At 46.1% G+C, this 26,172-nt stretch carries 35 protein-coding genes; 14 read left to right on the top strand and 21 right to left on the bottom strand.

The features are described 5' to 3' along the window. Positions 1–76: 76 nt before the first annotated feature. The 6 genes from ACO0KZ_RS04060 (at position 77) to ACO0KZ_RS04085 (ending at position 3,875) form a co-directional block, all read left to right on the top strand. Entirely contained in the window at positions 77–1,537 is a 1,461-nt protein-coding gene (locus ACO0KZ_RS04060; RefSeq protein ID WP_422993006.1) for a hypothetical protein, read from the top strand. A gap of 43 nt (positions 1,538–1,580) precedes the next feature. Then, a complete protein-coding gene (locus tag ACO0KZ_RS04065; RefSeq protein WP_422993008.1) occupies positions 1,581–1,925 on the top strand; it encodes a hypothetical protein in 345 nt (114 codons plus the stop codon). A gap of 49 nt (positions 1,926–1,974) precedes the next feature. Continuing rightward, positions 1,975–2,412, top strand: a complete 438-nt coding sequence (locus ACO0KZ_RS04070) for a hypothetical protein (RefSeq protein WP_422993010.1) — start codon at positions 1,975–1,977, stop codon at positions 2,410–2,412. An 82-nt stretch (positions 2,413–2,494) separates the two neighbouring features. After that, positions 2,495–2,641: a hypothetical protein gene (locus ACO0KZ_RS04075; protein WP_422993012.1), complete on the top strand. Its 147-nt coding sequence runs from the start codon at positions 2,495–2,497 to the stop codon at positions 2,639–2,641. A gap of 434 nt (positions 2,642–3,075) precedes the next feature. Continuing rightward, a complete protein-coding gene (locus tag ACO0KZ_RS04080) occupies positions 3,076–3,495 on the top strand; it encodes a hypothetical protein (RefSeq protein ID WP_422993014.1) in 420 nt (139 codons plus the stop codon). A gap of 134 nt (positions 3,496–3,629) precedes the next feature. Next, positions 3,630–3,875, top strand: a complete 246-nt coding sequence (locus tag ACO0KZ_RS04085; protein WP_422993016.1) for a hypothetical protein — start codon at positions 3,630–3,632, stop codon at positions 3,873–3,875. A gap of 204 nt (positions 3,876–4,079) precedes the next feature. Here the strand turns inward: ACO0KZ_RS04085 and ACO0KZ_RS04090 are convergent, their stop codons facing one another. From ACO0KZ_RS04090 to ACO0KZ_RS04145, 12 genes are all read right to left on the bottom strand, one after another. After that, positions 4,080–4,604, bottom strand: coding sequence for an SMI1/KNR4 family protein (locus tag ACO0KZ_RS04090; protein ID WP_422993018.1), 525 nt, complete (start codon positions 4,602–4,604; stop codon positions 4,080–4,082). 41 nt (positions 4,605–4,645) lie between these two features. Next, positions 4,646–5,332, bottom strand: a complete 687-nt coding sequence (locus ACO0KZ_RS04095) for a hypothetical protein (RefSeq protein WP_422993020.1) — start codon at positions 5,330–5,332, stop codon at positions 4,646–4,648. Positions 5,333–5,500: 168 nt separating this feature from the next. Further along, complete coding sequence (locus tag ACO0KZ_RS04100; RefSeq protein ID WP_422993022.1) at positions 5,501–6,082, bottom strand: SMI1/KNR4 family protein; 582 nt, start codon at positions 6,080–6,082, stop codon at positions 5,501–5,503. 146 nt (positions 6,083–6,228) lie between these two features. Next, positions 6,229–6,702: a hypothetical protein gene (locus tag ACO0KZ_RS04105; protein ID WP_422993024.1), complete on the bottom strand. Its 474-nt coding sequence runs from the start codon at positions 6,700–6,702 to the stop codon at positions 6,229–6,231. A 128-nt stretch (positions 6,703–6,830) separates the two neighbouring features. Next, positions 6,831–7,454, bottom strand: coding sequence for a DUF4303 domain-containing protein (locus ACO0KZ_RS04110; RefSeq protein ID WP_422993026.1), 624 nt, complete (start codon positions 7,452–7,454; stop codon positions 6,831–6,833). A 116-nt stretch (positions 7,455–7,570) separates the two neighbouring features. Continuing rightward, the gene (locus tag ACO0KZ_RS04115) at positions 7,571–7,804 is read right to left on the bottom strand and encodes a hypothetical protein (protein WP_422993028.1); all 234 of its coding nucleotides are present in this window, start codon (positions 7,802–7,804) and stop codon (positions 7,571–7,573) included. A 25-nt stretch (positions 7,805–7,829) separates the two neighbouring features. Then, positions 7,830–8,078: a hypothetical protein gene (locus ACO0KZ_RS04120; protein ID WP_422993030.1), complete on the bottom strand. Its 249-nt coding sequence runs from the start codon at positions 8,076–8,078 to the stop codon at positions 7,830–7,832. Positions 8,079–8,233: 155 nt separating this feature from the next. Continuing rightward, entirely contained in the window at positions 8,234–8,659 is a 426-nt protein-coding gene (locus tag ACO0KZ_RS04125; protein WP_422993032.1) for a hypothetical protein, read from the bottom strand. A 38-nt stretch (positions 8,660–8,697) separates the two neighbouring features. Beyond that, positions 8,698–9,054 (bottom strand): hypothetical protein, encoded by a 357-nt coding sequence (locus tag ACO0KZ_RS04130; RefSeq protein WP_422993034.1) that lies wholly within the window; start codon positions 9,052–9,054, stop codon positions 8,698–8,700. Positions 9,055–9,188: 134 nt separating this feature from the next. After that, positions 9,189–9,389, bottom strand: a complete 201-nt coding sequence (locus ACO0KZ_RS04135; protein ID WP_422993036.1) for a hypothetical protein — start codon at positions 9,387–9,389, stop codon at positions 9,189–9,191. 19 nt (positions 9,390–9,408) lie between these two features. Beyond that, complete coding sequence (locus ACO0KZ_RS04140; protein ID WP_422993038.1) at positions 9,409–9,750, bottom strand: hypothetical protein; 342 nt, start codon at positions 9,748–9,750, stop codon at positions 9,409–9,411. Between the two features lie 90 nt (positions 9,751–9,840). Then, positions 9,841–10,299 carry a hypothetical protein gene (locus ACO0KZ_RS04145; RefSeq protein WP_422993040.1) on the bottom strand — a complete coding sequence of 153 codons (459 nt, stop codon included), beginning with the start codon at positions 10,297–10,299 and terminating at the stop codon, positions 9,841–9,843. A 494-nt stretch (positions 10,300–10,793) separates the two neighbouring features. Here ACO0KZ_RS04145 and ACO0KZ_RS04150 point away from each other — a divergent pair, with 494 nt between their 5' ends. Next, a complete protein-coding gene (locus ACO0KZ_RS04150; protein ID WP_422993042.1) occupies positions 10,794–10,949 on the top strand; it encodes a hypothetical protein in 156 nt (51 codons plus the stop codon). A 67-nt stretch (positions 10,950–11,016) separates the two neighbouring features. Here ACO0KZ_RS04150 and ACO0KZ_RS04155 read toward each other — a convergent pair whose 3' ends face one another. Both ACO0KZ_RS04155 and ACO0KZ_RS04160 read right to left on the bottom strand, forming a co-directional pair. After that, positions 11,017–11,514: a YihY/virulence factor BrkB family protein gene (locus ACO0KZ_RS04155; protein WP_422993044.1), complete on the bottom strand. Its 498-nt coding sequence runs from the start codon at positions 11,512–11,514 to the stop codon at positions 11,017–11,019. Then, positions 11,463–11,936, bottom strand: coding sequence for a YihY/virulence factor BrkB family protein (locus ACO0KZ_RS04160; protein WP_422993046.1), 474 nt, complete (start codon positions 11,934–11,936; stop codon positions 11,463–11,465). The genes ACO0KZ_RS04155 and ACO0KZ_RS04160 overlap by 52 nt, the downstream gene beginning before the upstream one ends. A gap of 340 nt (positions 11,937–12,276) precedes the next feature. On the opposite strand from ACO0KZ_RS04160, the gene ACO0KZ_RS04165 reads away from it, so the two are divergent. From ACO0KZ_RS04165 to ACO0KZ_RS04175, 3 genes are all read left to right on the top strand, one after another. Then, a complete protein-coding gene (locus ACO0KZ_RS04165; RefSeq protein ID WP_422993048.1) occupies positions 12,277–14,475 on the top strand; it encodes an OsmC domain/YcaO domain-containing protein in 2,199 nt (732 codons plus the stop codon). Between the two features lie 128 nt (positions 14,476–14,603). Next, a complete protein-coding gene (locus tag ACO0KZ_RS04170) occupies positions 14,604–15,875 on the top strand; it encodes an RCC1 domain-containing protein (RefSeq protein WP_422993050.1) in 1,272 nt (423 codons plus the stop codon). Between the two features lie 382 nt (positions 15,876–16,257). Beyond that, positions 16,258–17,433 (top strand): peroxidase, FMP-type, encoded by a 1,176-nt coding sequence (locus ACO0KZ_RS04175; protein WP_422993052.1) that lies wholly within the window; start codon positions 16,258–16,260, stop codon positions 17,431–17,433. A 191-nt stretch (positions 17,434–17,624) separates the two neighbouring features. On the opposite strand, the gene ACO0KZ_RS04180 is transcribed toward ACO0KZ_RS04175, so the two are convergent. After that, on the bottom strand, positions 17,625–18,245 hold the full coding sequence (locus ACO0KZ_RS04180; RefSeq protein WP_422993054.1) for a DUF7010 family protein: 621 nt from the start codon (positions 18,243–18,245) through the stop codon (positions 17,625–17,627). Between the two features lie 314 nt (positions 18,246–18,559). Between ACO0KZ_RS04180 and rhlP the strand changes: the two genes are divergently transcribed. Both rhlP and ACO0KZ_RS04190 read left to right on the top strand, forming a co-directional pair. Next, entirely contained in the window at positions 18,560–19,339 is a 780-nt protein-coding gene (gene rhlP / locus ACO0KZ_RS04185) for a rhombotarget lipoprotein (protein ID WP_422993056.1), read from the top strand. Positions 19,340–19,581: 242 nt separating this feature from the next. After that, a complete protein-coding gene (locus ACO0KZ_RS04190) occupies positions 19,582–20,310 on the top strand; it encodes a substrate-binding periplasmic protein (protein WP_422993058.1) in 729 nt (242 codons plus the stop codon). 115 nt (positions 20,311–20,425) lie between these two features. Here ACO0KZ_RS04190 and ACO0KZ_RS04195 read toward each other — a convergent pair whose 3' ends face one another. Continuing rightward, on the bottom strand, positions 20,426–21,091 hold the full coding sequence (locus tag ACO0KZ_RS04195) for a glutathione S-transferase family protein (protein WP_422993060.1): 666 nt from the start codon (positions 21,089–21,091) through the stop codon (positions 20,426–20,428). Positions 21,092–21,139: 48 nt separating this feature from the next. Here ACO0KZ_RS04195 and ACO0KZ_RS04200 point away from each other — a divergent pair, with 48 nt between their 5' ends. Next, positions 21,140–21,691, top strand: a complete 552-nt coding sequence (locus tag ACO0KZ_RS04200; protein WP_422993062.1) for an Lrp/AsnC family transcriptional regulator — start codon at positions 21,140–21,142, stop codon at positions 21,689–21,691. Positions 21,692–21,837: 146 nt separating this feature from the next. On the opposite strand, the gene ACO0KZ_RS04205 is transcribed toward ACO0KZ_RS04200, so the two are convergent. Then, a complete protein-coding gene (locus ACO0KZ_RS04205) occupies positions 21,838–22,626 on the bottom strand; it encodes an SDR family NAD(P)-dependent oxidoreductase (protein WP_422993064.1) in 789 nt (262 codons plus the stop codon). A gap of 108 nt (positions 22,627–22,734) precedes the next feature. On the opposite strand from ACO0KZ_RS04205, the gene ACO0KZ_RS04210 reads away from it, so the two are divergent. Then, positions 22,735–23,076 (top strand): winged helix-turn-helix transcriptional regulator, encoded by a 342-nt coding sequence (locus ACO0KZ_RS04210; RefSeq protein ID WP_422993066.1) that lies wholly within the window; start codon positions 22,735–22,737, stop codon positions 23,074–23,076. 105 nt (positions 23,077–23,181) lie between these two features. Here the strand turns inward: ACO0KZ_RS04210 and ACO0KZ_RS04215 are convergent, their stop codons facing one another. The 4 genes from ACO0KZ_RS04215 to ACO0KZ_RS04230 form a co-directional block, all read right to left on the bottom strand. Further along, the gene (locus ACO0KZ_RS04215; protein WP_422993067.1) at positions 23,182–23,538 is read right to left on the bottom strand and encodes a hypothetical protein; all 357 of its coding nucleotides are present in this window, start codon (positions 23,536–23,538) and stop codon (positions 23,182–23,184) included. Between the two features lie 203 nt (positions 23,539–23,741). Then, positions 23,742–24,077, bottom strand: coding sequence for a gamma-glutamylcyclotransferase family protein (locus ACO0KZ_RS04220; protein WP_422993069.1), 336 nt, complete (start codon positions 24,075–24,077; stop codon positions 23,742–23,744). An 82-nt stretch (positions 24,078–24,159) separates the two neighbouring features. After that, a complete protein-coding gene (locus ACO0KZ_RS04225) occupies positions 24,160–24,900 on the bottom strand; it encodes an alpha/beta hydrolase family protein (protein ID WP_422993071.1) in 741 nt (246 codons plus the stop codon). A gap of 239 nt (positions 24,901–25,139) precedes the next feature. Continuing rightward, positions 25,140–26,060: a DUF6279 family lipoprotein gene (locus tag ACO0KZ_RS04230; RefSeq protein ID WP_422993073.1), complete on the bottom strand. Its 921-nt coding sequence runs from the start codon at positions 26,058–26,060 to the stop codon at positions 25,140–25,142. Positions 26,061–26,172: the final 112 nt, after the last annotated feature.

The following is a 26,172-nucleotide window of genomic DNA, read 5'->3' on the forward strand; positions in this document are numbered from 1 at the left end:
CAGTTATTCGTCGCCGGGAATTGCCTCCCAATCCTTATGATTTTTTAACGATTTTAAATAAAACCTGGGAAAACTAATGAACTCCTCAGACTCAATCAAATTTAAATCAATGTTCATCGCGCTGACGTTGACATTTTCCAGCACCCTGTGCGCGCAAAGTCTGGAGCAAGCAAGAGAAGCAGCGGCCAAAGGCGATCATAAGAGCGCACTGGCTAGCTTTAAAAAACTCGCGGAACAAGGCAACACCCGAGCACAACTCGCGCTCGGAGGCATGTATGCAATGGGTGTTGGCACACCTGCGGACACCAAACTCGCCTTAACGTGGTTCCAAAAAGCGGCCGAACTTGGTGATCGCGATGCGCCTACTTTCCTGGGCGTGTCGTATTACCTCGGCGAATGGCTAAACAAGGACGATCAGCAAGCGGCGCTCTGGTTTGCCAAAGGGGTAAAAATTGGCGACCCGCAAGCTAAATTGTTTCTGGATATCATGCCAAGAAATGCGAGCAATACTAACTTTGAAGACACGAGAGCTGCCGCGCCCAACGATGAATATAGCATGCGTGATATTGGCACTTTAGGCGGCAAAACTTGCCATGCCAGTGCTATTAACGAGCAAGGCCAGGTAGTCGGCTACGCGGACACAAAAGACGGAAATAGCCGCGCGTTTATGACGGGGCCCAATGGCATCGGTATCACTGCACTTGCAACTCCAGAAAGCAAAAGTAGCTATGCGCTAGGGATAAACGCCGGTGGACAGGTAGTAGGTCATGTTTCTTTAGAAGATTACAGCCACCGCGCGTTCATCACCGCCCCTCTCGGACGGGACGCCCGTGAAGTAGGCGCTGGTCGCGGGATTAGCAATGAAATCCGACGTATCAATAACAAAGGGCAAGTCATATTGAAAGCTGACCAACTAGGCGGGGATACTCATCTATTTATCGTCGATGGTAGCGGCAACGATATGAAGAAGCTGCCTGAGGCCTTCAAGCCGAGTAATTTCAATGACAACGGCACAATCATCGGCACGGTCTCCGTAGACCAAAAAAGTAATCCTAGATTTAATGCAGCACTGCTGAACTTGAGCACAATGCAGATCAGAATCCTTGGCAGCTTGCTAGGCAATGGCACTGACGGCAATTTCAACGGCACTAGTTTTGCCTATGGCATCAATGCAAGCGGACAAATTGTTGGAAAATCTAGTGCCAAGGGTGAAGTAGATCGCGCATTTATCACCAATACCGACGGAAAAAATATGCGTGATTTGGGTAGCTTGAGACGCGACGGCAATAGTCAAGCCAACAATATCAACAGCAGTGGCCAAGTGGTCGGCTGGAGCGCCACAGAAAATTTTGATCTGCACGCTTTTGTGACTGGCGCCAACGGCAACAATATGCGCGATCTAAATTCGCTCGTCAAAAAACCAATCGGCATCGTGTTAGAAGATGCCGAAAGCATTAACGACAAAGGGCAAATTATCGCCAAGGCCTCCAACGGTTTTTGCTTCTTGCTAACGCCGCGACCCACAGCAGTACGCTAATCGAATCACGGCTTTTCTCAACTATTAGAAATAAGGAAAAATAATGAACATGTTTCAACTTCAAGAAAAATTTGCCTATGAGCTTGGCTCGACAATGGAGGTAGAGTGGGACGTAGTCAAAGTTCACTATGAAAACATGACTGTGGAAGGTGAGAATCACCAGATGTTTGTCGCGATCTATTTCTCACGTGGCGTTAGGGAACAATTTGATCTCACGCTTGAAGCGCTAGACATTCTTGAGCAACTTCACAACACGCAACCCACGGGACAAGATGAAAAATGGACTTGGTTTGATTTCGAAATGAGTAGCGCGGGTAAGTACGATTTTTTCTATAAATATGGCATGCCACCGCAGATCGCTGCGGTTTATGGTAAGCGGAATAGCTAGGGTAGAGCATCATCTACCAAACATTTTTAAAATTTGGAAGTGATCAATCATGCCCACAGCATCGCTAGCACTTAATGAATCAATTGACGCTGAAATTAAACATCTCTGTGCGATCGGTGATGCACTCGCTGCGCAAGGAGAGCACGCGGCAGCGGTCGCTGAGTATGATAGGGCATGGCAACTAGTGCCTGAGCCGAAAAATCAGTGGGAGGCGTCGACATGGATACTGGCGGCGATTGGTGACGCATGCTTTCTGATCGATAAATTTAAATCAGCTCGTCAGGCGCTCGAATATGCGATGGTTTGTCCAGGCGCAATAGGTAACCCCTTTATTCACTTAAGATTAGGCCAAGTATTGTTCGAAGCAGGTGAACTTGATTTATCAGCTGATGAATTGATCAGGGCTTACATGGGCGGCGGGGAAGACATTTTTCTCAACGATGATACTAAGTACCTAAGGTTTCTAAAAACAAGAGCGCAAATTTAGTACTGTGAACGAACCAAAAATTTCGATACTCAGGGTGAATTTCGATGATCAAACACTTGATATTTAGTACGGAGCGATCTCAATGACAAATCAACTTCCAGACACTATCCATGAAAAGATTAAGCTTCTCTGCCAAGAAGGTGATGATCTTATGACGCAAGGAAATTACGAAGCTGCGAGTAAAAAGTTCATGTCTGCTTTACATTGCATTCCAGAGGATCGCAAATAATATACACCTGCGATATGGATCTACGTGGCGATTGGTGATGCGCACTTTCGACTAGGTAGTTTCGAAGAGGCATTTATGTGTTTTTACAACGCGATCCAATGCCCCCAAGGTTTGGGTAAGCCGTACATACATCTTCGGTTGGGGCAACTATATTTTGAAAAGGGTGATTTGACCAAAGCAGCAGATGAGCTCACTCGAACGTACATGGGTGGAGGATTGGATATACTCCTAGAAGATGATCCTAAGTACTTGGAATTTTTAGAGACAAAGATAGAAATTTAGATGCGAAGTCATCATTGGTCACCATTGATCACCAATACGCAGGCTGAGAAAAATTGCAAAAGGCCGAGAGTGATGCGGAATTGGCTCAACATCTATTGAACTACAAAGCAGTGAACTTGCGCATGTCTAAATCAAACTAATAGGAGATATCGATGGCTTATTCAATTTATGCCTTGCTGAGTAAAGACAGTCCAGAAATCACCCTATCCTCACTCCTAGGCAACCTACGCTTGTTCTTTTCTAAAACAGATGAAAGTGTCTTTATTTTCGAGCTAGAAGAAGATCCGTTTGATGAAAGTGAAAAAAACATTTTAGTGACATGGGATGACAAGTGGTGGATCCGATTCTTTTACGACGAGGGACCAGATGTTGCTCAGGACTCGATAGAAATTTCTAAAATGCTCAAGAGTAATCCGTCGCCAGGCATTGACAATATTGATCGTCGGATAAGCGTACTGTTTGGCGATGATGAATCTAAAACCTATACGAATCACGTCATTTTTACTATCGATTTTTTGCAAGAGATTCCGGGCGTATTGCTGATTGATCTTAGAAAAAAGTGCATTTTGTGACGAAGTAGAAAGTGGTACCGTCAGACTGTCACGCAGTCAATAAAGATCTTTACTTGTTTATCAAACCTCGCATGAAAACGCTAGCGCTGATTGAGTAATAAGAACGGGCAGACTCAGGTAAGGGGAAGAGAGAAATGAAGATAATAGCAGAGCAAGCTTGGTCACATGTCTTGATGGACAACGGCACTGACTGGATCTTGACCTACTTAATTGGTGGGGTGGTCGAGATTGACGTCAGCATTCGACTTAGCAAGGAAGAGATTGCGAAGATTCGAGACAATCCAAACTACCTAGAAATCTTATTGGATGCAGTAAAGACAAATCAGGTAGCGTACGCCAGTCGTGAACTTCATCCTCCTGTATGGCCTCAGCCTGAGTAAGCTAGTCATCGCGGTGTGAATACCCTCAATGATCTGTACTCCTAAATTTTGACGCAGCTTGATCGGCTCCTGCGTGCTAGAGAATACGAGATGAGTCATCAGCAGTGCTATGATCAACATAAATCCTGGGTTGATCACACGAAGTCTAAACGCCTTATTTTTCTTTAACGGTCTTGTATTTTTTCCTTAAACTTGCTTCTGCAATCAGGCGTTAGCATCTCCAACAAGGCGCTGATATTCTTGACGGTTGTAATCAACCATCGCTAGAAACCAATCATCGAACCCGGTAAAGCTATCAATCAGACCGCCCGCAAACCAAAATATCTTACCTGGCGATGCGGTGTGTGGACGTGTCATCAGCATCACGTCGATATCGAGTGACGACACGGCAATAGGCATTAAATCTTTCATACAAAAGCCACAAATTGGCTCGATAGGCTCTAGCGAGGCAATCAGCTGGTTGGCTCGTTTTGCGCGTGGGCCGCCTTCAAAATCACCAACGCCGAATACATCAATGTACTGCATGAAAGCGCGCCAACCATTTGCGTGCAACAAGAACGCACGATACTGTGGATCCAAAGAATGATCCAATCGCTGTTCGAGGACATGGAGTTGTGCTTCCACGGCAGCTACCTCAGGTAAGGTGCTTTCCCAAAGTTGATCGACATCGACGTCAGCAATTTTCTGTTTAACAAGTTGAGCAATCACCAGTTCGCGTTTCCAATCCATTGGATATCCTTGATATAAATAATTTTTCGTCTTCGTCGCTTTTACTTTGCCCGCTCACGTGCATAACGCTCAGCTTCTTCCCATGCGTGGTCGTAGCCATAAAAAACTAATTTATCGTTCGCGCGAGTGTAGGCCACATAGACTTGCCGCTTCTTTCCGTTGCCCATGTCGTATTCGTAGACATCCATTTGATTAGTCGATTCTGCGGTCGGTGACACAAACGAATGCGATTCCCAAAAATGGTCCTCATACAACTCACGTGATTCCTGCTTCGCAGGTAAGGCGGTTCTAGTCGGTTGGCCTAGTAATTCAAGCACTTGCGTTCTGGTCATTTGACCACGCGACTCATGCGTTACTTTTAATTTGGAGGTCAGTCGTTCGTGTAAGAACTTATCACGAAAGTAATCATTCATATTGACCCATCCACGCAATTGCTTGGTTTCATCATCAAAATAGAGTTCCAAGATGCCGATATTTTTGCCTGTATAGTGTGTCCAATACTGCAGGCTTTTGAAGTGCTTTCCTATCGCGATATTCGTTAGCAGGTCTCTAGGAAAATAGTCTTGGCGATAGCGGTAAAACACATCATTTTCAGATCGAATATGCATGGCATACTCACCGATAATCAATGGTTTCAGTTCGATAAGTACTCTATCAACTTCCTTTTCAGACATACCGATTTGTAATTTAGAAATAATATAATCGCCTAGATGACGATGAAGCTTCATTTCGCTTTGCACCCTAGCACTTGGCATAGCAAGCTGGCACGAGGATAAAATCCCCATCAGTATCATTGCGAATATAAGTCTTGGATACATTTTTGCCCTTACTAATACATGATGAAACCTATAAGACACTGACTTGGACGATTCAATGCCAAGCATAAAAACCACCGATTAGTTCTTTTCCGACAGCTGCAATTGTTTCAAAAAATTAGTAAATGAACTCGCCACCAAATAGAGGTTTTGATACAAGGCCTCAGGTGGACGTGGCTCCTCATAGTCCTCCAAATAGTCCTCTTCACTGAGTGCTTCGTCTGCTTGATCCCAATAAAAAATTTGTCCATAGTCATTTCCGCCAATTCCTAGGCAGATCAGACCCGCACCACCATCATCACCAATAGGAATCAGCGTCGCTGGCATACGTTCCTTATAAAAATTAATACGCGTCAATAGACTATACCCCTGCTTCGCACCATTATTCGTCCCAAAAAATGCATCGAATATGGCCAATCCACCATCTGCAATATAGTCTGGCAATGGCGTAATAGAACGAAAATAGACAAAAGGGTCGTCGTCAGAAGTACCATTAAAACTTGAGGCACCATACTTCAATAAGAACTGCCGATACGCGTCTGGAAAACGGCAATCAAGACTTGTTTCCAAGTTTTCAATCTCCGTTTCACTCAAGGGCTGGAATCCCTCACCATAGATCGCGTAAATACCGCCCAAGCGATCAAAAATAGCTTCTATATTCATAAATTTATCCTAGCATTTCTCAATGCAAACCCAGACTCCAAGTTCAAGGATTGCTATGTCATTTCTTTGGGTAATTAGAAGTTCAGGCGACTGAGCTTCGCACCCTTACCCTTGCTCTTGTTCTTGAACAGTAGCATTGACAGCCTTTAGTCTGCGCCACCAATCCAACCAGATTCTTCCAACTTTTCCAGATAGACGCCGTGCGCTATAAACATGTCATACAGTTCGAGTGCCTCAATGGCTTCAATATATTCCTGCGGCGGCCTATAGTTGTGCACTTCGATATAGTGCAAAATCGATATGGGCGATGCGTAAATCATTTCACCCGCAGGTATCCACAGTTCGGAATTCGCTAAGTACCTTCCCTTGGCATCGCGTAGATCCAGCTCGCCACATATTGGGCAACAAGGCGACTCTCGTATTGGCTCGACTATCGCGTTAAAGATTCCGTTACCTGTGACGATTTCTTTCAATTTCCTGAGTGTTTCGACCGCAACACCACCAAGCGGAATGGATGACTCAAGCCTAAGCCATCCTACATTTTTTACTCCCTGCAAGCTAAAGGGCGCAATCCTGTAACTATAGTTAGTCAAATCATCAAATTGATTTCGTTCCGACATCAGAAGCCCCCTTCTTTACGAACGCTAAAATATGCTGACATGAAAACTATCACCTATAGCTGCAAAGTTTCAAAAACTAATAGATGACCCATGGCTTAGGTTTTCACACAAGATCGCAGCCTGCGCTCTCAGATTTGGTTTGGTAGTCCAGTTCGATAAAAACTACAATTTTGAACGACTTTTTCATGCCACATTCTTGAATTGAGCTGCGCTGACACCGCCTCCATCACATCGATCCCGCTTGCAGATGGGCCACCGAACTGGAGCCCCAGTAATAGATCACTAACAAAATTACTGCCGACAAAACAGTTATTGCGCTTCATCTCTCGCAAGACGTTCACTAATGCTTCTGTAAAAATATCATTTGTAAATTTGGTTAACTCTGCTGTTGTCACGTTTTCTGGGAAATCGTGATCTTCAAATTCACCATCAAAAAGACAGTCGTAATAGTCATCAATGGATTGGTTCACCGAGTCAAACAATTCGTGATGGCAATTCACATACTTCCACTCAGAGGCGTCCATCATATGGACAAACTTTTCTACCTCATTTGCCGGCGTTAGCAAATTCCGTTTATGCAAGGATTCTTGCGTCGACACAGCAACACCAAGCGTAACAAACCCTGAACTAGCGTAAATGGAAAACGCATAGATGGTCTCATCTGCCAGCTCGGTTTTGAGTAAGCTCAGACATTGCTTGCACGCGTCCGCCAAGGACGTGTTTAAAGATTTCTTAAATGACTCTAAATTCATAGGATTACCTTGTTTCTAAAAAAATTCGACCAACCAACACTAAGAGTAATAGTCCGATCTTTACGGTCATCGACTTACTTTATCCAAAACCACGACACTAAGATCACATAAAGTATCTAGCCGAGTTTCAATATTTCTACACCCAACTCTTTCAAACGGGCCATCACAGTGAAAGCCAATTCAGTATCATGAATCGGCAGATCGAATTCGCGACCCTCACTATTTCGGTAACACAGCATTTCAGAAATGGGCGTTTGCTCGATGAAATAATTCTCCAGTTGTTGCCCACATCCAAATAAAAATTCTTCTGCGGAAATTCCTTGCTTTGTCATATCAATGCTCATTTTCAAGGAAGCGGCTTCTTACCGCATTCAATTAAGATGCCCACTCGGTCTCTTCGGGAAAGCGGCCTTCTTTCCATTCTTTCCATTCTTTCCGAAGTTTCGCCCCAGCCCGAATAAACTGTGCGCTTCCATCGTCGCCATGCAGAGCCTCAAGGAGTGTAAGGTTTCCGTTCAGTTTATCGATTGCCAAGCTTCCAAAATTTTTACCGTCACTTTCGAAGCTATACTTGGCTAGCTTTTCATCCTCGTATGTTTTGCGCAATTTTATGTAAAAGGCCATATTGTTCCTCCGTCGTCCATGTACGATCGGAATGAATCACCGCAGTTTTTGGGCTATTTTTTACTTTAGAAAGTGTAGGAATTGTTCCTTGTTGAAGTTCAAGTCCTGCGACATTTTTTAAGTTTTACTCGAAACCCGCACTGTCCTCAATCGTACTACAACGTCGATTTGGTCAAGATGCCACATTTCCCACCAAGTTCATCATAAATATCAAGGATGCCATTCTCTGGACGCGACCAAGTACCACCGTGATGAAAAAATGAAAGCAAAGGCTCATAGGGATTTGCATGTTCTCGCGTCGAGGCATGACGGTTCCAGGCTAAATAGGCGATCGCAACTTGCTGCCTTCGTTCGGGTGGACACGCATCTAGAATTAAAGCAGCTTCTGCGGGGACTTCAAATTCGGCAGCGATTTTTATCCCACCCAAAACAGGTGCCCAAGTCGAGGGTCTATGCCCTTGAAATTGTTCCCACCTCGACAGTGCGTCCTCAAATAGGGTATGCAAATCTTCAACTCCAAGCAAAGTTCCCGTAGAGATCATCATGTGCAAACAATCTTTTTCGATAGCGCTGAGTGACATATGGCTCCTATTTAAAAATGAAAAGGCGCGCACGCTTTTTATAAACCACGCAAAGGTCGGCAGCGGAATTCACCCACATAGTCCAGCCGTGAGGTAGAGCTCAAGCGAACGGGGAATCCCCCGAGTGCCTGGTCGAAGATCAAGAGCACTGTATTCGCTTCCAACGTAGCACTCGTCCATATTGCGTCGACTTCGGTTGCATCTACAAGAAGTTCCGAGAGATACGAAAACAAATGCGCTCCATGGATAGTTTCAACGAAATCTGCATCCAAGTACACGTCCAACTCGCGTTTTAGCTGCCACATCGGATTGCGAGCCTCCCATGTGTCGAACTCCAGTTCGCTCGCGTCCGCACTCGGCTCAGGCTCCCACTGCGCTTCCGAGTATAGGAGCACATCGTCTCTCGATTCAAATATTCCCAAAAACAAATGTACATTCAAAGTCATAGCATCCTATGCAGTCCAACAAACCTAGCGCCGAAGGACTAGTTAGCCGATCGGTCCATTTTATAGGCGCACTCATTTTTTCTCTAAATCCCGCGCGCCGTCACCTTAAATTCGCATTTGGTACAATGAATGCTGTAAGCGGAGACTGCATTGACAAAGTTTGATTTCCCGTCACACCAAGGACACTTCTTCTCAGTTGATCCTATTGCTTCAAACTCAGAAAATGCTTCCTCGACGAATAAGACTTCTTCTTCGGTGATTTTACGTTGAGCATCATTAGTCATGAAGTGTTACCTCATTAAATTACGCAGTGATATCCTCGACAATTCGCCCGACGATTTCAGGAGGGTAAAGCGTGATAGACGCCCAACTATCTGTGCCACGCCATGCAATCGTTGCGGAAGAAAGATCGTTTTCCAGAACCAGTTCAGAGGCGAGCGCGCCACAGATTTTTTGTAACCCATGTTCCTTATCTTCAGCCGCAAAGAAAATGTTCATCTCGTCCTCGATCGAATAATCCCAACCCAAGGTTTGCACTTCGCCTTGAGAATGGTTCTCTATCCACCGCGGTCGTTGCACGCATAATTCCGTATCAGAATTTTCCAAATTTTCTCCTGCCAAAACGAGCCCAATTGTAGCCATCATGTTGCCTCACTTCGCGCAGGAATCAAAATGTCATCATGGCCGCTGATTAAGATTGGTCTTGCTTGATTGCAGCAGAACAAAAAAGAGAAACTAGGTGTCAGAGTAGGGAAAATGTCCAATAAACACAGGATCTTCCAAGACAGACCTGAGCACCTTAGTTGGATCATATTGAAAATCATACTGAACCACGACCCAGCGCGCCTCAGCAATTCCTTTATGCTCTGCCGCAGCCAGCACTTCTTCTATGAAAGTATTTGCATAAGACAGATCTTTCAACAACTCTCTCAAACCTATCAGCTGAAAATCAAAGCAATTATTCTCTTGATCCGAAAGTCGATAATAGCCGACACCACACATGTCTTGTAGTACGTCGAGTTCGGTATCGCCCTCATCGCCGAGGAGCCCCGCCCAAACTGACACCACACCATCTTGTTCGAAATTCTGTTCGTAAAAATCCTCGTCTTCCGAGTAATCTCGCTGCGCCATATAGTCTCCGAATACAAATTGCTGCTTTATAGGATGCACTTCCAAATAGTCAACTTTATTCATGCCAGTTTCGTACGTTTTCTACAAAATCAGTACGCTAGGCTTAAGTCTAATTGTTCCCTTTTTTTCGAGGGAATAACCAAGACATTTAAATCTTAGTCAAATGTCAGTTCAATCTTCGGTCTCCTGTCAAAGTGCATACACAAACTTACGATTTATCTTTCATATAAACGGTTATCAGCACCAATTATCTTTTATTCGGCGCTCACACTATTGATAATTTGTGCTTTGTGGCGTTTTTTTCTTGCAACTACTTTTCGCACATATACGTTCTTTGCAATCATTCGAAATCCATATTTCGAACAATCTTGAAGCAGGATGGTGACATTCGGCTAAAGGGCTACCTCGGCGACCTCAATCCACATTCGCAATGTTACTTAACGCACCGTTTTCGTTCGCAGACGCGTGCAATGTATCTCATGTTGGTGTCGCATTAGCAAACCAACGCACCAAAGAACTAGTCAATTAATAAACCGATCGTCTTTCAGGAGAAATTTATGAAACAAGAAACACCCAACAAAAACCCCAAGCAGATGAGTGGCCAGCCGTCAAAGACTGACGCGCTGAATTCGCAAAAGCAGAAGGCAGAAGTCAAAGAAGTCGCTGGCCGACATAAAAATGATGGCCAAAAAGATCACAAGGGCGCGCGTTAAACAACGCGGGCAATATTGATCAAAGACTGATGGGTGCATGAATTTATGCACCCATGGTGACATCGGTCTAAATCACAACAGCTTGAGTCTTGCTTAGCGCTTTTGCTGGCACGGCAGCGTTTTTCAGACTCCCAAAATACAAAGCATAGTGCCGTGTAAATTCAGCACCAAGAAAGAATATTTGCGCTGAATAATAGACCCACAACAGCAGCGCCACGATTGATCCGGCGGCGCCAAAACTATTGGCGACGCTGCCGTTACCGATATACAGACCTATAGACATCTTTCCAAGCGTGAATAGCCCCGCGGTTCCCAGAGAACCAATGAGTACATCGTGCCAAGATAATCGTACTCTTGGCAGCATTTTATAGATCACGGCAAACAGGGTCGCGATGACGCTAAAACCAATGCATCCCGCTAGAGCGGAGAGAAGCGGTGCCGCATCTTTCCAGATACCTCCCCAGTAGCGTTCTAGTACGGCAAGTGCGGCACTGAGCACCAGCGACACCATCATCAAAAACGCCAGCACCAGTACCAAGCCAAACGATAACAAACGCGTACGCAATAAGTCCCATAGTGAAATCTCATCTCAACTGCGGTCGGGAGCTCCCAAATCTCATCGAGACTGGCTTTCAATTCCGCAAACACACTGGTCGCGCCGAATAACAATAAGACCGTGGCAATCACCGTAGCACGCAAGCCTTGCACCTGATCACTGGCACCGCTCAATATGAGTTGTATGGCTTCGGCCCCCTGCGAACCTAACAACTGACGAAGTTGAATCAGAATTTCACTCTGCGCTTCCTGCTTGCCAAAAAATGTACCTGCCACTGCAATTACCAACACCAATATGGGCGTCATTGAAAACAAAGTATAAAACGCCAACGCTGCACCTTTGCTGGCATCACGATGTTTGAACCAATCATTCACCGCGCAGTTGACTACGTAGCGCATTCCTTGCTGGAAGCTGGGCGATTTCATATTCATTATTTATTGTTCAAGCGGTTTTTAGGCGACAAGCTTTTTTTGCTGGATTTCACGACAAGCCTAGTCATTTCTACAAAAGTCCCGTTTTAAAGCAGGTATAAAGATAGTTCACATCGCTGCGGTTTGACAAAGCGCCGGCATGAGTGTTTTTACAAAGTCTATGCGAAGCGCTATTCGTAGTCTGTACGGCGACACACCCACACACCATCTGATACGAGTCTTAGCGATAAGTTACTTCGTATCGGACAATCATAGGCATCCAAAGACGAAATTGAGCGGCTCGCTAAGGAATCAAGGATAATGGCGGTCAATTCAATTATTAGCCTTTTGGAACACGCTCATGGAAATTAAAGTCAACTTTCTCGACAAGCTTCGCCTCGAAGCCAAGTTCGATGATTTCACGGTGATCGCAGATCAGCCGATCCGCTATAAAGGCGATGGTTCGGCGCCCGGGCCTTTCGATTACTTTTTGGCGTCTTCCGCTTTGTGTGCCGCTTACTTTGTTAAGTTGTATTGCAACACGCGCAATATTCCAACTGAGAATATTCGCCTTTCACAAAATAATATTGTTGATCCAGAGAATCGCTACGCACAGATTTTCAAGATTCAAGTGGAGTTGCCGGCGGATATCTCGGCCAAAGACCGCGAAGGTATTTTGCGCTCGATTGAGCGTTGTACAGTAAAAAAGGTGGTACAAGAAGGACCACAATTTGTGATTGAAGAAGTCGAAAATCTCGATGCCGATGCACAAGCCTTGTTGACTTTAAATCCGGACGCGGATGCTGCCACTTATATCCTAGGTAAAGATCTTCCCTTAGAGCAAACCATCGCGAATATGTCGAGCTTATTAGCGGGCTTGGGTATCAAGATCGAAATCGCATCGTGGCGCAATATCATCCCGAATGTATGGTCTTTGCATATCCGCGATGCGCATTCACCGATGTGCTTCACCAACGGCAAAGGTGCGACCAAGGAAAGCGCTCTAGCTTCAGCGCTCGGCGAATACATCGAACGCCTCAGCAATAACCATTTTTATGCAGGTTCGTTTTGGGGTGAAGATATCGCGAACGCTGAGTTCGTTCATTACCCGAATGAAAAATGGTTCAAACCAGGTAAAAAGGATGCGTTGCCGAAAGAGATTTTGGATGCTTACAGCTTAGCGATTTACAACCCCGACAAAGAGCTGCGTGGCTCGCATCTGATCGATACGAATTCTGGCAATGTAGAGCGCGGTATTTGCAGCTTACCGTTTGTGCGTCTATCAGATGGCGAAACCGTTTACTTCCCGTCCAACCTCGTAGAAAACCTATTCGCCAGTAATGGCATGAGTGCCGGCAATACCTTGCCCGAAGCACAGGTGCAATGTTTGTCTGAGATTTTTGAGCGCGCTGTCAAACGCGAAATTCTCGAAGGCGAAATCGCCTTGCCTGATGTCCCGCAAGAAGTCTTGGCGAAATATCCTGGCATCTTGGCAGGTATTCAAGGCTTAGAAGAACAAGGCTTTCCGGTGTTAGTGAAAGACGCCTCGCTCGGCGGACAATATCCAGTCATGTGCGTGACGTTGATGAACCCACGTACCGGTGGTGTATTTGCTTCTTTCGGCGCGCATCCAAGTTTAGAAGTAGCGCTAGAACGTAGCTTAACGGAGTTATTGCAAGGTCGTAGTTTTGAAGGCCTCAATGACTTGCCGCAACCGACCTTTGTCAGTAACGCCGTCACCGAACCAAACAACTTCGTCGAGCATTTCATCGATTCCAGCGGCGTGGTTTCGTGGCGTTTTTTCAGTTCCAAATCCGACTACGAATTTGTGGAATGGGATTTCTCAGGCCAGGGCGAAAACTCCAACGCAGACGAAGCCGCCACCTTATTCGGCATCCTCGCCGAGATGGGCAAAGAAGTTTATCAAGCCGTGTACGACCAACTAGGCGCAACCGCTTGCCGCATCTTGGTGCCGGGTTATTCCGAAGTATATCCGGTTGAAGACTTGATCTGGGATAACACCAACAAATCGCTCTTGTTCCGCCAAGACATTTTGAATTTGCATAGTCTCGACGACGATGGCTTATCAGCTTTGCTCGATCGATTAGAAAATAACGAGCTAGATGTCTACAGCGATATCGCCACATTGATTGGTATCGAATTTGATGAGAATACCGTGTGGGGACAACTCACCGTACTTGAATTGAAACTACTGATCAATCTCGCCTTACAAGAATTTGAAGAAGCACACGATCAAGTGCAAGCCTTCTTGCAATACAACGACAATACCGTCGAACGTGGTTTGTTTTATCAAGCTTTGAATGTGGTGTTAGAAGTCGAGTTAGATGACGAACTCGATCACGATGATTACGAACATAACTTCCGCCGCATGTTCGGCAATGAACGTATGGATGCCGTATATGGCTCACTAGAAGGCAGTGTGCGTTTCTATGGTTTGACACCAACTAGCATGAAACTCGAAGGCTTGGATAGACATCAGCGTTTGATTGATAGCTATAAAAAATTGCATGTGGTGCGATCGAAGATGCACAGCAAATGAACTGAAAAAATATAGGGCTGGCAGAACGATCGTGCTCGCCCTATTTAGCTAACCAGCGTCCTACGCCACAAATTCAGCATTCGGCCACTATTGCAGCGATGTGGGCTTCATTAAATGAAAGACTCAATGTGCGTAAAATCATTCTCGTCCTCCTGATTTTTTGTATCGTCGGTGTAGTCATTCTTCTGCAGCAAAACCGTACTAGAGCAAAAACCACAGTCGCTGTGAGTGTAAGTGCAGCACCCGAAGTATCAGCTTTTGTCGCTAAACACAGGCCAGGGTTACTCAGCGTTGGAAACGACCATATCGTGTTCTTGAGCGATGACGATAAAGTCTATGGTTGGGGAAATAATAGTGAACGACAACTTGGAGCTGACTACCTCGGTGATCTCCCCGGCGCGATTGACATAGGCAATCCAGATCATGTGCTCGCTGTCCATACCGGCAGCACCGCTTCCTATCTCATTACCGAAGATGCGCAATTATGGCGACGCGGTTTCGCCGATGTTGAAAATAATCTCACGACCAAGTTTGGCGAATACCTGCCGGTCTTTAATGGCAAACGTTGGCGCAAGGTAGAAGAACACTGGGGGCTAGTCGCTGGTATCGATAACAACGGACTGCTTTGGGCGTGGCGAGATGCCGATTTCTTCAATGGCAGTTTAGATGAGCAAGGTAAGCGCGGCGCTTTTACGGTTGAGATAAAACCGATGAATGTGGCAAACGAGTGGCGCGACTTTTGCGTGAGCGAAGGCAATCTTAATGCGATTGATGCTCAAGGCGGCTGGTGGCGCAGTGAGCCTAGTGCAAAATTGGATTTTGGGGGGAATGTGGTACGACCAAATGAGCAAAGTCCACGACCCGCGTCTATCACACTGGTCAACGTACCGACACAAGCAAAGATGCGACGCGTAGTCTGTCGTGACAATGCAAATCATGTCATCGCCTTAGATGAAAATCATAAAATGTGGGGCTACGGAAGAAATCGCTACGGAGAGCTCGGCAATGGCGACGACGATCAGTTCAAAGAAACAAGTGCAATTGATCCATCTCACGCAACCCAACTCAATCAAGGAACGTGGATCGATGTCGCGATAGGAACTGGATTTACCGTTGCCATAGCGCGCGACGGTAGTCTGTGGTCATGGGGATTAAACTCAACCAAAGCACTGGGATTAGCAGATGGCTTATCGCACTCTAAACCTCAATTAGTCGACAAAACACAAATCTGGAGTGCGGTCGGCGCTGGCTACGATTTTGCCATTGCGATGAATATAAACGGCGAACTCTATGGCTGGGGCAGCGATGGACATGGACAATTATCCGATGGCAAGATTGCCGAGGGCAGACTACTTCCCACCATGATTAACGGGCCGAAAAATAGCAAGATCAGATATTAATACTCAATAACACCAATTTACCATTGTGTATTCTTTAGCATAACATCAAACGAAAACCTTAAAGCAAACCGACGACCACATGGGTTAACACGCCTCGTGTATTTTACATGTTGAACACGAGTTCAACTGACATGTAAGTTACGTTGGCAATACCACACTCTGGTGAATCAAACACCAAAAGCTATCTTCATTATCGTCATCGCCGCCCATGCATACCTTCACCTTTTCTCTTGGCACGAAGCTTGCTAAAAGTAAATCTTAGTTTCACCACAGATTTATCCTTGCTTTATTTCAGAGACAAAACCTGATGTGGGATCCCATTGGTGAGACCAGGCATATTTCTCGACAATCTAACGCAACGCTTTTACAGGAGACCTGCATCATGGCAATTCCGCAAAACCCGACCCCGCCGTATCCAGAATATTCCGATGCAGTTTTAAATGAACCTGCAGATTACGGTATCTTGGAACAACTGTTCGGCACCTGGGTGAACGTCAACCCCAACAACAATAAGACAGGCTGGGGATTGCATACCACATGCATGCCGTCGCCAGGCACCAATACCGAAACCATTTTCGGCATCTTTCATTTTTTGTGCGAAGACTATACCGAAGAGCTGACCTTCTCCCCAGTCGCAGGCGGGGTACGCAACCGTGGCGGCACCAATGAGCAATTTGCGGGTGCTGTTGAATATAGACAAAGCGTACAGCGAGTCAGTGATGGTGTAGGCATACACGAAGAAGTCGGGATGTACTTGTGGGTTGACCAAATGTATAACCATGCGGCAACCGAGGAATCCGTCATTGAAGATAATGGCTATCCACTGATCGCCATTGGCGCGGGTGCAAATGGACCGAACGACGTGCCACCTTACGCGATTGCACGCAGTGGCACTATTCCACACGGTAGTTCCATTATGCTGACCGGCAGCTTTGCACAAGACGTCGTCGGCAAACCACCATTTCCAACCGGAACCGATAGCTGGAGCCAACCCTTCGTTACTTCTTGGCCTGCGCTGCAAGTTGCTAATGCGCCCAATCTCGCCTCATCACCGCTGGCGATCTCGCCCAGCATGGGTGCATCTGCTTTGCTGACACCGCCCGATGGTTCGACTGCGGTGCCACTCAATCTGGATGAGCCAGCACCCGCCTGGGCGTTTGATAAATCATTGCCAGCCATGCAACCAGACAGCAACTTGACCTACTTCCAACGCATCGTTGCCGACCCGCATTATCCGTATTCAGTACGCCCGGACTTGCGTTTACGCGATGCGATCAAAAATCAAAATATCAGCAAATACACTTTGATCCAGTTGACCAGCAAACACGATGGCGGACCTCAAGGCGGTATTTTAAATACGCCATTTGTGAAAAAATTTGCCGAAGTCACGGAGATGAGTTTAAACATGTGGTTGGAAACGGTGATCGAAGACGGTCAAGAAATTCTGCAACTGCAGTACGAACAAATCATCTTCTTTGAATTTATGGTGGGTTCGAATGGGCAAACCACGCGTTGGCCGCATATACAGATTAATACCTTACGCAAAAAAGCTGACTAAGAAGCGATCCCTCTGCGACCTCCATAACGACAGGCTGTAGGCAACTACTGAAGTCTAGGGAGCTCAAAAATTCGAGGTTGACGCTCCCTTCTCCCACAAACGGGAGAAGGGTTGGGAATGAGGGTGATAGAGAAGCTGCTACATCAATTTCGATCCGTTCGCCGATCACCTGCTAAGAGTATCTTTTCCGATTAATAAGCCATCTTCTCTAAATACCCGACTGGCAAACCCTTCTCAGCCTGCATACGTTTCCAGCGCAACTCCAAGGCAGCAATACTCACCACATACATAGTGACTACTATCACTGGCTGCAATACAAAGCTATGTTCGGGATACATGATCCAAGCCAAGGTGCATAAAACGGTACGAACCACCGCGTGAAAAATACCAACCCAATGCTTAATCAACAGACTCAAGGGCAACCACATCAAACCCGTTAAGACCGCCACAGTAAAAGGCAGGCTACGATAATTTTCAAGGAAAAAAGGGATGGCCAACGCGTAGCATAAAAAACTCATCGCCACCGTGGACAAAAACAGCGTATCAAAGAAGTTGCGTTTCTTATTCGATTCAAATTTCAATTTCTCACCCGTCAATTTAGACAGGAACATCGCTACATAAACGATACTGCCAGTGCCTATGAACACCGCCAGCACTTGCGCCTTTGGACTTAGTAACATGCCTGTCAAGATAAGTACAGACCACACCAAGATGCCAGCCAAAGGTGTCGTTAAAAAACGGCGTTGACGAAATTCGGCCAGTTGTTGATCCAATGAAATCGCTGCATTTGAAGAAACAGAAGATGAAGACATGATGAACTCCCTTTCAAAATGGCTGCATCACAAGTCGTGCAGCAATGGAGTCATCATGAAGGAAGCTAAACAAGTCGCGTAGTAGCATTTGTCATGACTTCACATGACATTTGTCACTTCATTGTGGACTCAAACAAGCGGGGAGAACTGCAGGTTGAAAGCCCTGGGACGTAGAAATACTAGCGATGCACGCCATGCAAAATGAATTCTGATGCTACGCGAAGTATCAAAACCTGAGACTTTGAACAAAGGCAGCGCAAAACATTTGGGTTAAAGATAGGCTGCACCCTCTATCTCACTACACCAAAGACATCATGAAAACCTTCAAATTTCTAAGCGGATTGGCCGTTGTGCTGTTTACCGTATCTTCCCTAAGTGGATGTGCAAGTATGGCCGGCCCACGCGAATCCAAACAATCTGCCAGCATCGTCGATTACCTTTATCCCAAAGCGACACAAGTACCGCAACTTGCACCAGGCATGACTTATCTGAGGCCGCCAGTACGCGTTGGCATCGCCTTTGCCCCGAATGACCCCAAAGCACGTACACTTCCTGAAACGGAAAAAATAAAGCTGATGGAGCGTATCAAAGCAGCTTTCGCTGGACAAGCTTTCATCGGTTCACTTGAGATCATTCCCTCGCAATATTTACAGCCAGCTGGTGGCTTTGTGAACATGGAACAAGTCGCACGCATGTTTAATGTTGATGTGATGGCGATGGTGTCCTACGACCAAATTCAATTCACTGATAGTAATTCGCTTTCCTTTTTGTATTGGACAGTAATTGGTGCCTACGTCGTGCATGGCAACGAATACGATACCCAAACTATGCTCGACATATCGGTGTTTGATGTCGCCAGCCGTAAGTTACTCATGCGTGCGCCTGGCACGAGTCAAGTGAAAGGCGGCGCCAATTTGTCTAACTTCAGCGAACGCTCACGTGCCGCACGCACGGAAGGCTACAACAAGGCTGCAGATCAACTAATTCCCGCCTTACATGCCGAGATAGAAAGCTTTCGCGAGCGCCTCAAAACAAATGACAACATGCGGGTTGAACCTCGCCCCGGATATCGAGTTGGTGGTAGCACAGAGTAAAGCTGGATGCAAGAATCAGTCAGCTATGTGTGTTCGATCACATTCTGAGGTACGAGTTACCGAGATAACTTGATATGGTCAGTGTGATTGCGTGGATACAAAAAGGGTTTTGTCGCATGATTAGTGTTAAGATTATTATGTTGCCATTAAGAAATAATTTTAACTGTTGATCTATGATTTCCCATCTTATTTCCCCAACCCGATTATTTGCTTTCATCTGCATTTTCATGGTCGGATGTCTTGTGTCAAATCGAGCACTTTCGTCCGAAACCATATCGCTCTTTTTGGGAGAAGTCATTGATAGCAAGGGTCAGCAAATGCCCGTTGCGGCAGATGTTGAGAAAATAGTGCGCTATGTCGAAGCCGAGACTGGATTAAAATTCCAAATCAGAGTATTGCCTTGGCGGCGCGCACAATTGCTTGTAAAAAATGGTGAAGGAATTATCTATGGCTTTTCGAAATCACCAGAACGAGTCGAATTTTATGATTTTTCATTGCCAGTTTTGGTCCAAAAAGTTTGGGCTATCGCAGCAGATTATGGTGATGGAAAGATAATGACAGTCAATACACTAACTGGGAAAACCATCAGTATAGAACGAGGTGTTAGTCACGGATTCGAGTTCGAAAAAGCAAGAAACCTCGTCTTCAAAGTAGATGAAGACACCGCTTCCGTTGAATTACGTTTTAAGAAGTTATTCGCAGGTAGAAGCGATGCCCTATTTTGGCAGGCACGACAATTTAAACGTGCTAAAGAATTGGAGGATTATCTTATTCATGAGGTCTTCATAAACTTTGTTGATCGAGAATTGGCACAGAAAAAAATAACAATATCTCCAGAACCTTTATACTTTGACGCGGTTCATTTTGCTTGCGCCAAGGGCAAGTATCGAAAGGAAATTGCTAAAATAAATACCGCCATCACACAGGGTAAAATCAACGGCAAGTTGACCTCGATAATAGAGGCAAAGTAAAAACCTCGATTTTTTTACCGCCTGCGGTGAAATACAAGGTTTGAAATCCTGCACCTCCGAAGAGTAGGTGGCCCCCCCAACCGCAACGTGACCGCCCCTTTGACCACTCAGTTGACTATGCAGAAAGCAAGTAGTCGTCGTACCAAACATGCTCCAAACTATCCGCTTCCGCTAGCCATTCCTGTACGCTAGGACGTGTCAACAACATCTCACCCCATTGAGCGACTAAAGGGAAAGCTGCGAAATCCGGCTTATGGCGGAACAAACGCAACACGGCGGGTACAAAATTCAGGTCCACCAAAGAAAGCGCACCAAACAAATACGGCCCACCGCTCGTTGCCAATTGCTTTTCCCAGATCGCAAATAAAAAAGCGATCTGCTCTTGTTCGCTTAGACTCAAGGCTCGTTTATCGGGATAAAACGCGCTTTCGAATGAGAGTCGATGGCAAATACTTGACAAGCCACTATGCTGCCACGCCAGCATGGATCTAGCTCGCGCCCGTTGGAGTACGTTTTCAGGTAACAAAGGAGTCACACCAAGCTCACTCACCAATTCCATAATCGCCAATGAATCAAAGATTACCTGGTCATCGACCAACAACACCGGCACAGCACCTGGCGGCGAAAATTTGGCGATCTCGGCTAGATTCTTGTAGCGTTGCGGACGACGTATATCGACAACACGTTCTTCAAAACTTAAGCCTTGTTCTTTCAAAGCCAGCCACGCCCTCATTGCCCAACTCGACGCATTCTTCGTTCCTGAATAGAGTACTAATTTCATGTTCTTTCCTTAGTTTTACATTGCGTAAGCGGTAGAATGATAGCTTCAATGAGAAAGCGGCACACGGCGTTTATGGCGGCAAAACGCCCGATTCCTGCGAATTTTTCAAAAAAATGCGGACATACTGCACACATGAATAAGCTAGATAATTTCGATCTCCTCATCCTCCGTGAGTTGCAAAAAGACTGTCGTCGATCCTCTGAACAATTAGCAGAAATCGTCGCCTTATCGCCGACCGCTGTTCAACGCCGCATCAAGCGCTTACGCGATGAACAAGTGATTGTTGCAGAACGCGCCACGATCAATCCTAAAGCACTGGGGCGATCATTAAGTTTGCTTGTCATGGTGAGTTTCAAAATAGGACGTAGTGATATCAATGCCCAATTTAAGCAAACCATGTGCGAGACGCCGCAAGTGCTGCAGTGTTATGCCGTCACCGGTGATTATGATTTCGCTTTGACCATGTCAGTCAAGGACATGGAAGAATACGAAGCGCTCACACACAGCCTTTTCCATAGCAATGAAGCCATACAAAAATTCCAAACCATGGTGGTCATGGAAACCATCAAAGAAGGCTTGCAGATACCGATTGAGGCATAATTCATGACAAATCAAGTCGATCAATTTAGACTAGTGCGGAACATCTAGGCAGCGTATCAGCCTCGATTGTTTTGATTGCAAAAAAAGCCCAACAAACTTGTGGTTTGTTCGGCTTTTAGATAATGCGACTATACGTCAGGCGTTAATCAATTTCGACCAGCCATCACGCCGCCATCCACGTCCCATACCGCTCCAGTGATCCAAGCAGCCTCGTCACTGAGTAAGAAGGCAATGGCACTTGCAACATCTTGTGGCTGACCGACACGTCCTATTGGATGAAAGCTATTCAAATCAGCCATCGCACCATCAATCTGATCGGCAGGGATAAAGCCTTGATAGATCGGTGTTTGAACGACCGCAGGTGACACTGCATTCACTCGAATATGGTGTTCTGCCAACTCCATCGCCAGATGCTGTGTCAATGAATGCAAACCCGCCTTTGCCATAGAATACGCGGAAGACGGTGTAATCTTAATCGCCTGTTTCGCCCACATCGAGCCGATGTTGACCATCGCACCACCGCCGTGTTTGATCATGTTACGCGCGACGGCTTGGGTGATGAAAAAACTGGCTTCGTTCAAATCCATATAAGCCCGGTAGTCGCATCGTTGATGCGATAAAAAAGCCAAAGGTTTAAACGTACCTGCCGCATTGATCAAATAATCAATTGCGGTAGTTTTGTCGTCGATGTGAGCAATGAGGCTGTCAACATCATCCTGACGATACAAATCCGCTTGCAGTGTTGTGACTGTAACGGTCGGCGCCAATTCCAATAGGCTACGTTTCGCGTCAGCAAGCTTGCCTGCCTGCTTGCCAACAAGGGTGACGTTGATGCCCTTCTTTACCAACTGCTCGGCACTTGCCAAGCCCATACCGCTCGATCCGCCGATGATCAGCGCGTTTTTGATTTGATGGTTTCTAGTACTGTTGTTCATATGTATTCTCCAAACGAGTTAAACTGCGAGGATTGCAGTATGGAGATGTGAAAACGTCTTGAAAAGTAAGCACAATTTGGTGCCATAGGTACTTTTAGGTACATCTTTATGAATACAAACGAGAAAATATTTTCCAGAAAATCGGCACCAGAACGCAGTGCGCGTATGGTCGAGGCGATTTACGGTTGCAAATGGTCACTCACGGTTTACCAGCTACTACAACATGGCAAGCAACGCCCCGGTGAAATGGTCAAAAGTGTGGAAGGTTTAACCACCAAAGTACTCAACGAATGCTTGCGTAAAAATGTCGAATTTGGGATCTTGCAAAAAAATGTTTATCCGGAAGTGCCGCCACGCGTGGAATATTCGGTGACGGATTTCGGCAAAAAATTTATGCGGATTTTGGATGAACTTGAGAAGCTGCAAGATGAAATACAAGCTGACACTTGAAACTATATCTGAATATTTTTTCGCTGGTTTTGCTACTCATTCGATACAGTCGGGTAGGGTAGACAGGTTCTTTAACCTCTCGCGCTGCCCAGCTTCGATCATGGGCTAAACATGGCTATCACTAATTTTTGCCTGAATAAGCTCACGCGTAAATACAAGCTTTAAAAAAGCAGAAACAGCATTACAAGCTTGTTCCGTTGTTACCTGCCCGGCTCCGACTGATGCATCCAACGCGAACAATTCACGGATATCCTCCTTCGCACACGACGATATCGAGGTCAATTCTAGGCTTTCCTCTAAATCGCACACGTCGGGATGGATCGCTCCCAATAAATCTTTACTGTACTCTGCACATAGCCTGACGGTAGACATATTCTCCGTCTCTCCGCAACAGAATGTCAGCTCAACATCCATCAAACGTTGAGCAAGAAAATCTGTCACCCAGAAATTGTCGGGTTTCATTCGTTTCTCAAGTGTCGCGAGAAACTCGGATCGTTCGTGATCTGTCATTTGCGTTTATAGGGGCTTATGCCCATTTTTTGATTGGAGATAAAGTGTAAATGGGCTAAGCAATTCACCAACAGATATCAGTAAGGGTTCAAACAGAAACAACGCGCAAGAACCAGGGCCCTATTGCAGCGCGAATCGCAACCACGCTAACTTCCTCAAGCAGTCTTCGCGAGCGAGTATACAAATGCTTGAACCATTGATCCGTCGCGACGTAGCGCCGACACTTGCACACGAAGGTAACCATCCCCTTCAAACTTATCAAGCCTTTGCCAATGTGCAGACAAGACTTCAGACGTAAAGATGAAGCCTTCAACCTCGTCACCATTTTCACAGAGAACAATTCCAGGGTAGCCAGCATCGGCTCCCCAACCTTCTTGTCGCAACAATCCCTTCACTACCGCGGGTTCCCAAGTACCTGGAACATCGGCAAGAATATGTGCATTTGGCCGCCCTGGTGCCAACGTGCCGTAAACGAATAGATGCTCGGTCATGTATTCTCTGATTGAATTAGTCTTAAATTGGTTACCACTACGTCATTTATAACGCCATGAACTTCCACTCGCAATGGCGTTCTCACAGCTTACCCAAATTCTCTAACTCCAACAGCACACTAGCCCAAGCCCGACTGGCAGGATCAATCAACGCAAAATGACCGGCATTGGCTAGTTGTACTAAACGTGTATCGGGGAATGCCAAGCAATACGATGTGGCGAGAGCGGGTGGGACGATTTCGTCTGCGCTTCCTTGTAATATCGTGATCGCTGTGGTCGGCGCGGGCAGCAGCATAGGGTTGATGTCGGGGCGATGGCTTGGGGCATGACCGAGAAAACGTTGAACTGCGCCATCGCCCAAATTCAAGGTGTGCGCCATTTCTAAATCCGCCGCGGGTGCTAACGCGAGTACACCTTGTATTGGTGCCGCACTATTTTGCGCAGCAGCCCACAAGACCAAATGACCACCCGCCGAATGGCCTACCAACAGTAGCTGGCCGTTATGGCGGTCAACGCGTGACGGCAAAGTGTCTAAGGCCGTGGCGATATCATCCAAAGTCACATCCGGATCACCAGAAACACGGCGGTATTCCAAGGTCAGAATCGTCCACCCCGCCAGCGCTAAAGCAGACGACATTGCTTCGGCATGGGCGCGGTCGTATTCGGGTTTCCAAAAACCACCGTGGATTAACACCAGCAATGGTAGTTCGCTGCCTTTGTTTCCATAACGGATATCGGCGATTTGATCGGCGTGGTCGCCGTAGCTGAGCGTTATGTCTGGAGGATTGGCGGTGCGGCTTAGGATAGATAAGTCTTCGGACATTTTATTTGATTCTAAAATTTGAACATTTTGTTATTTAAGGAGCCTTATCTATTTTAATGAGGGCAAAGAATCAGATCAATCACTAATGTGAATCCGCTTAGCGCTATTTCATTTTTCGTCATTCCCGCGAAGGCGGGAATCCAGTGTATCTATGCTTCTAAGTCAATGGATACCTGGCTTCGCAGAGATAACGACTCGATGTTTGGCGTACCGCATAAGAGCACGCCTGACCAAGTGCCTTACTTGCGCGCTATAAAGTACCTACAATCATCAATCCAATCTTGCAATTTATTACTTGCATGCATTTTCTGTTCTTGTGTGGATGTGCGAATAAGAGTGAAAATCAATTGTTGCATGGCGACGCGCGAGGCATCCGATTGTGCACGTCGTTCGGCCTGTTCTAAAGGTTCAAAAGTGGCGATGATCACACGCTGCACCATCCCTTGCGCCACTTCTCGGCTTGGCTTTTCCATCTGAATTTGCGTCAACAATTGCAAGGCGCTTCGTTGACGCGCCATACTATCTTCTAGCCATTGCGCATAGTTGGGCGGATGCTTTTCAAGGTAACGAGCGATGATCGCCTCTTGCTCACGGCTGACGCTACCAAGCCAATCATCGGTTTGCTTTACGATTTTCTTAAAACGCGCCTTAGCTTGCTTCTCCGGCGATAGATCCAAGTATTTGTCGCGAAACTCTTCATTGTTTTTTTCAAATTTACGCGCCAGATAAGCTTTTTGCGACTCATCCATGGTGAGCACAAAATCAGTCAACTCCGGCAAAGCCTTAAGTAAAACAACTTGCGAGAATTGTTCAACTTGTCGAAACGTAACCTCAATTTCAGCGAAGCCCGGATTGGCAGCAAGTGTCGCTTGCATTTGCGTCAACGCTTGCACATATTGCGGCAACTGGGTACTTCGGTGCCAGCTCGATAATTGCGCAATATCACGCTTGACCTTAGTTTTCTGCGGGGAGCGAAAATCCACGTAAGCATCTAGCCACCAATAAGCCAAGGTGTCCGCATTGGAGTAGCCAAGCCGAACCGTGCTACAACTGCCCAATAATGTTAACAGCACCAGCACAAGCAGGTTGCGCATCCAGCGAAAGGGATGCGCGAGCCTATCCACAGAACGAAATGAATTTTGCAGTAATGATGTGGTCAAAAGTATTCTCCTTGCTTCAGCAAAGATACACGAAATCGCGTTTGAATGTGCGCTTCGTGTTCGTGCATACAAAAACCACTGCTGTACAACACCGTAAAGTCTGATGCCTTTG

The sequence above is a fragment of the Undibacterium sp. Di24W genome, assembly GCF_049340325.1.
Taxonomy (GTDB): Bacteria; Pseudomonadota; Gammaproteobacteria; order Burkholderiales; family Burkholderiaceae_D; genus Undibacterium.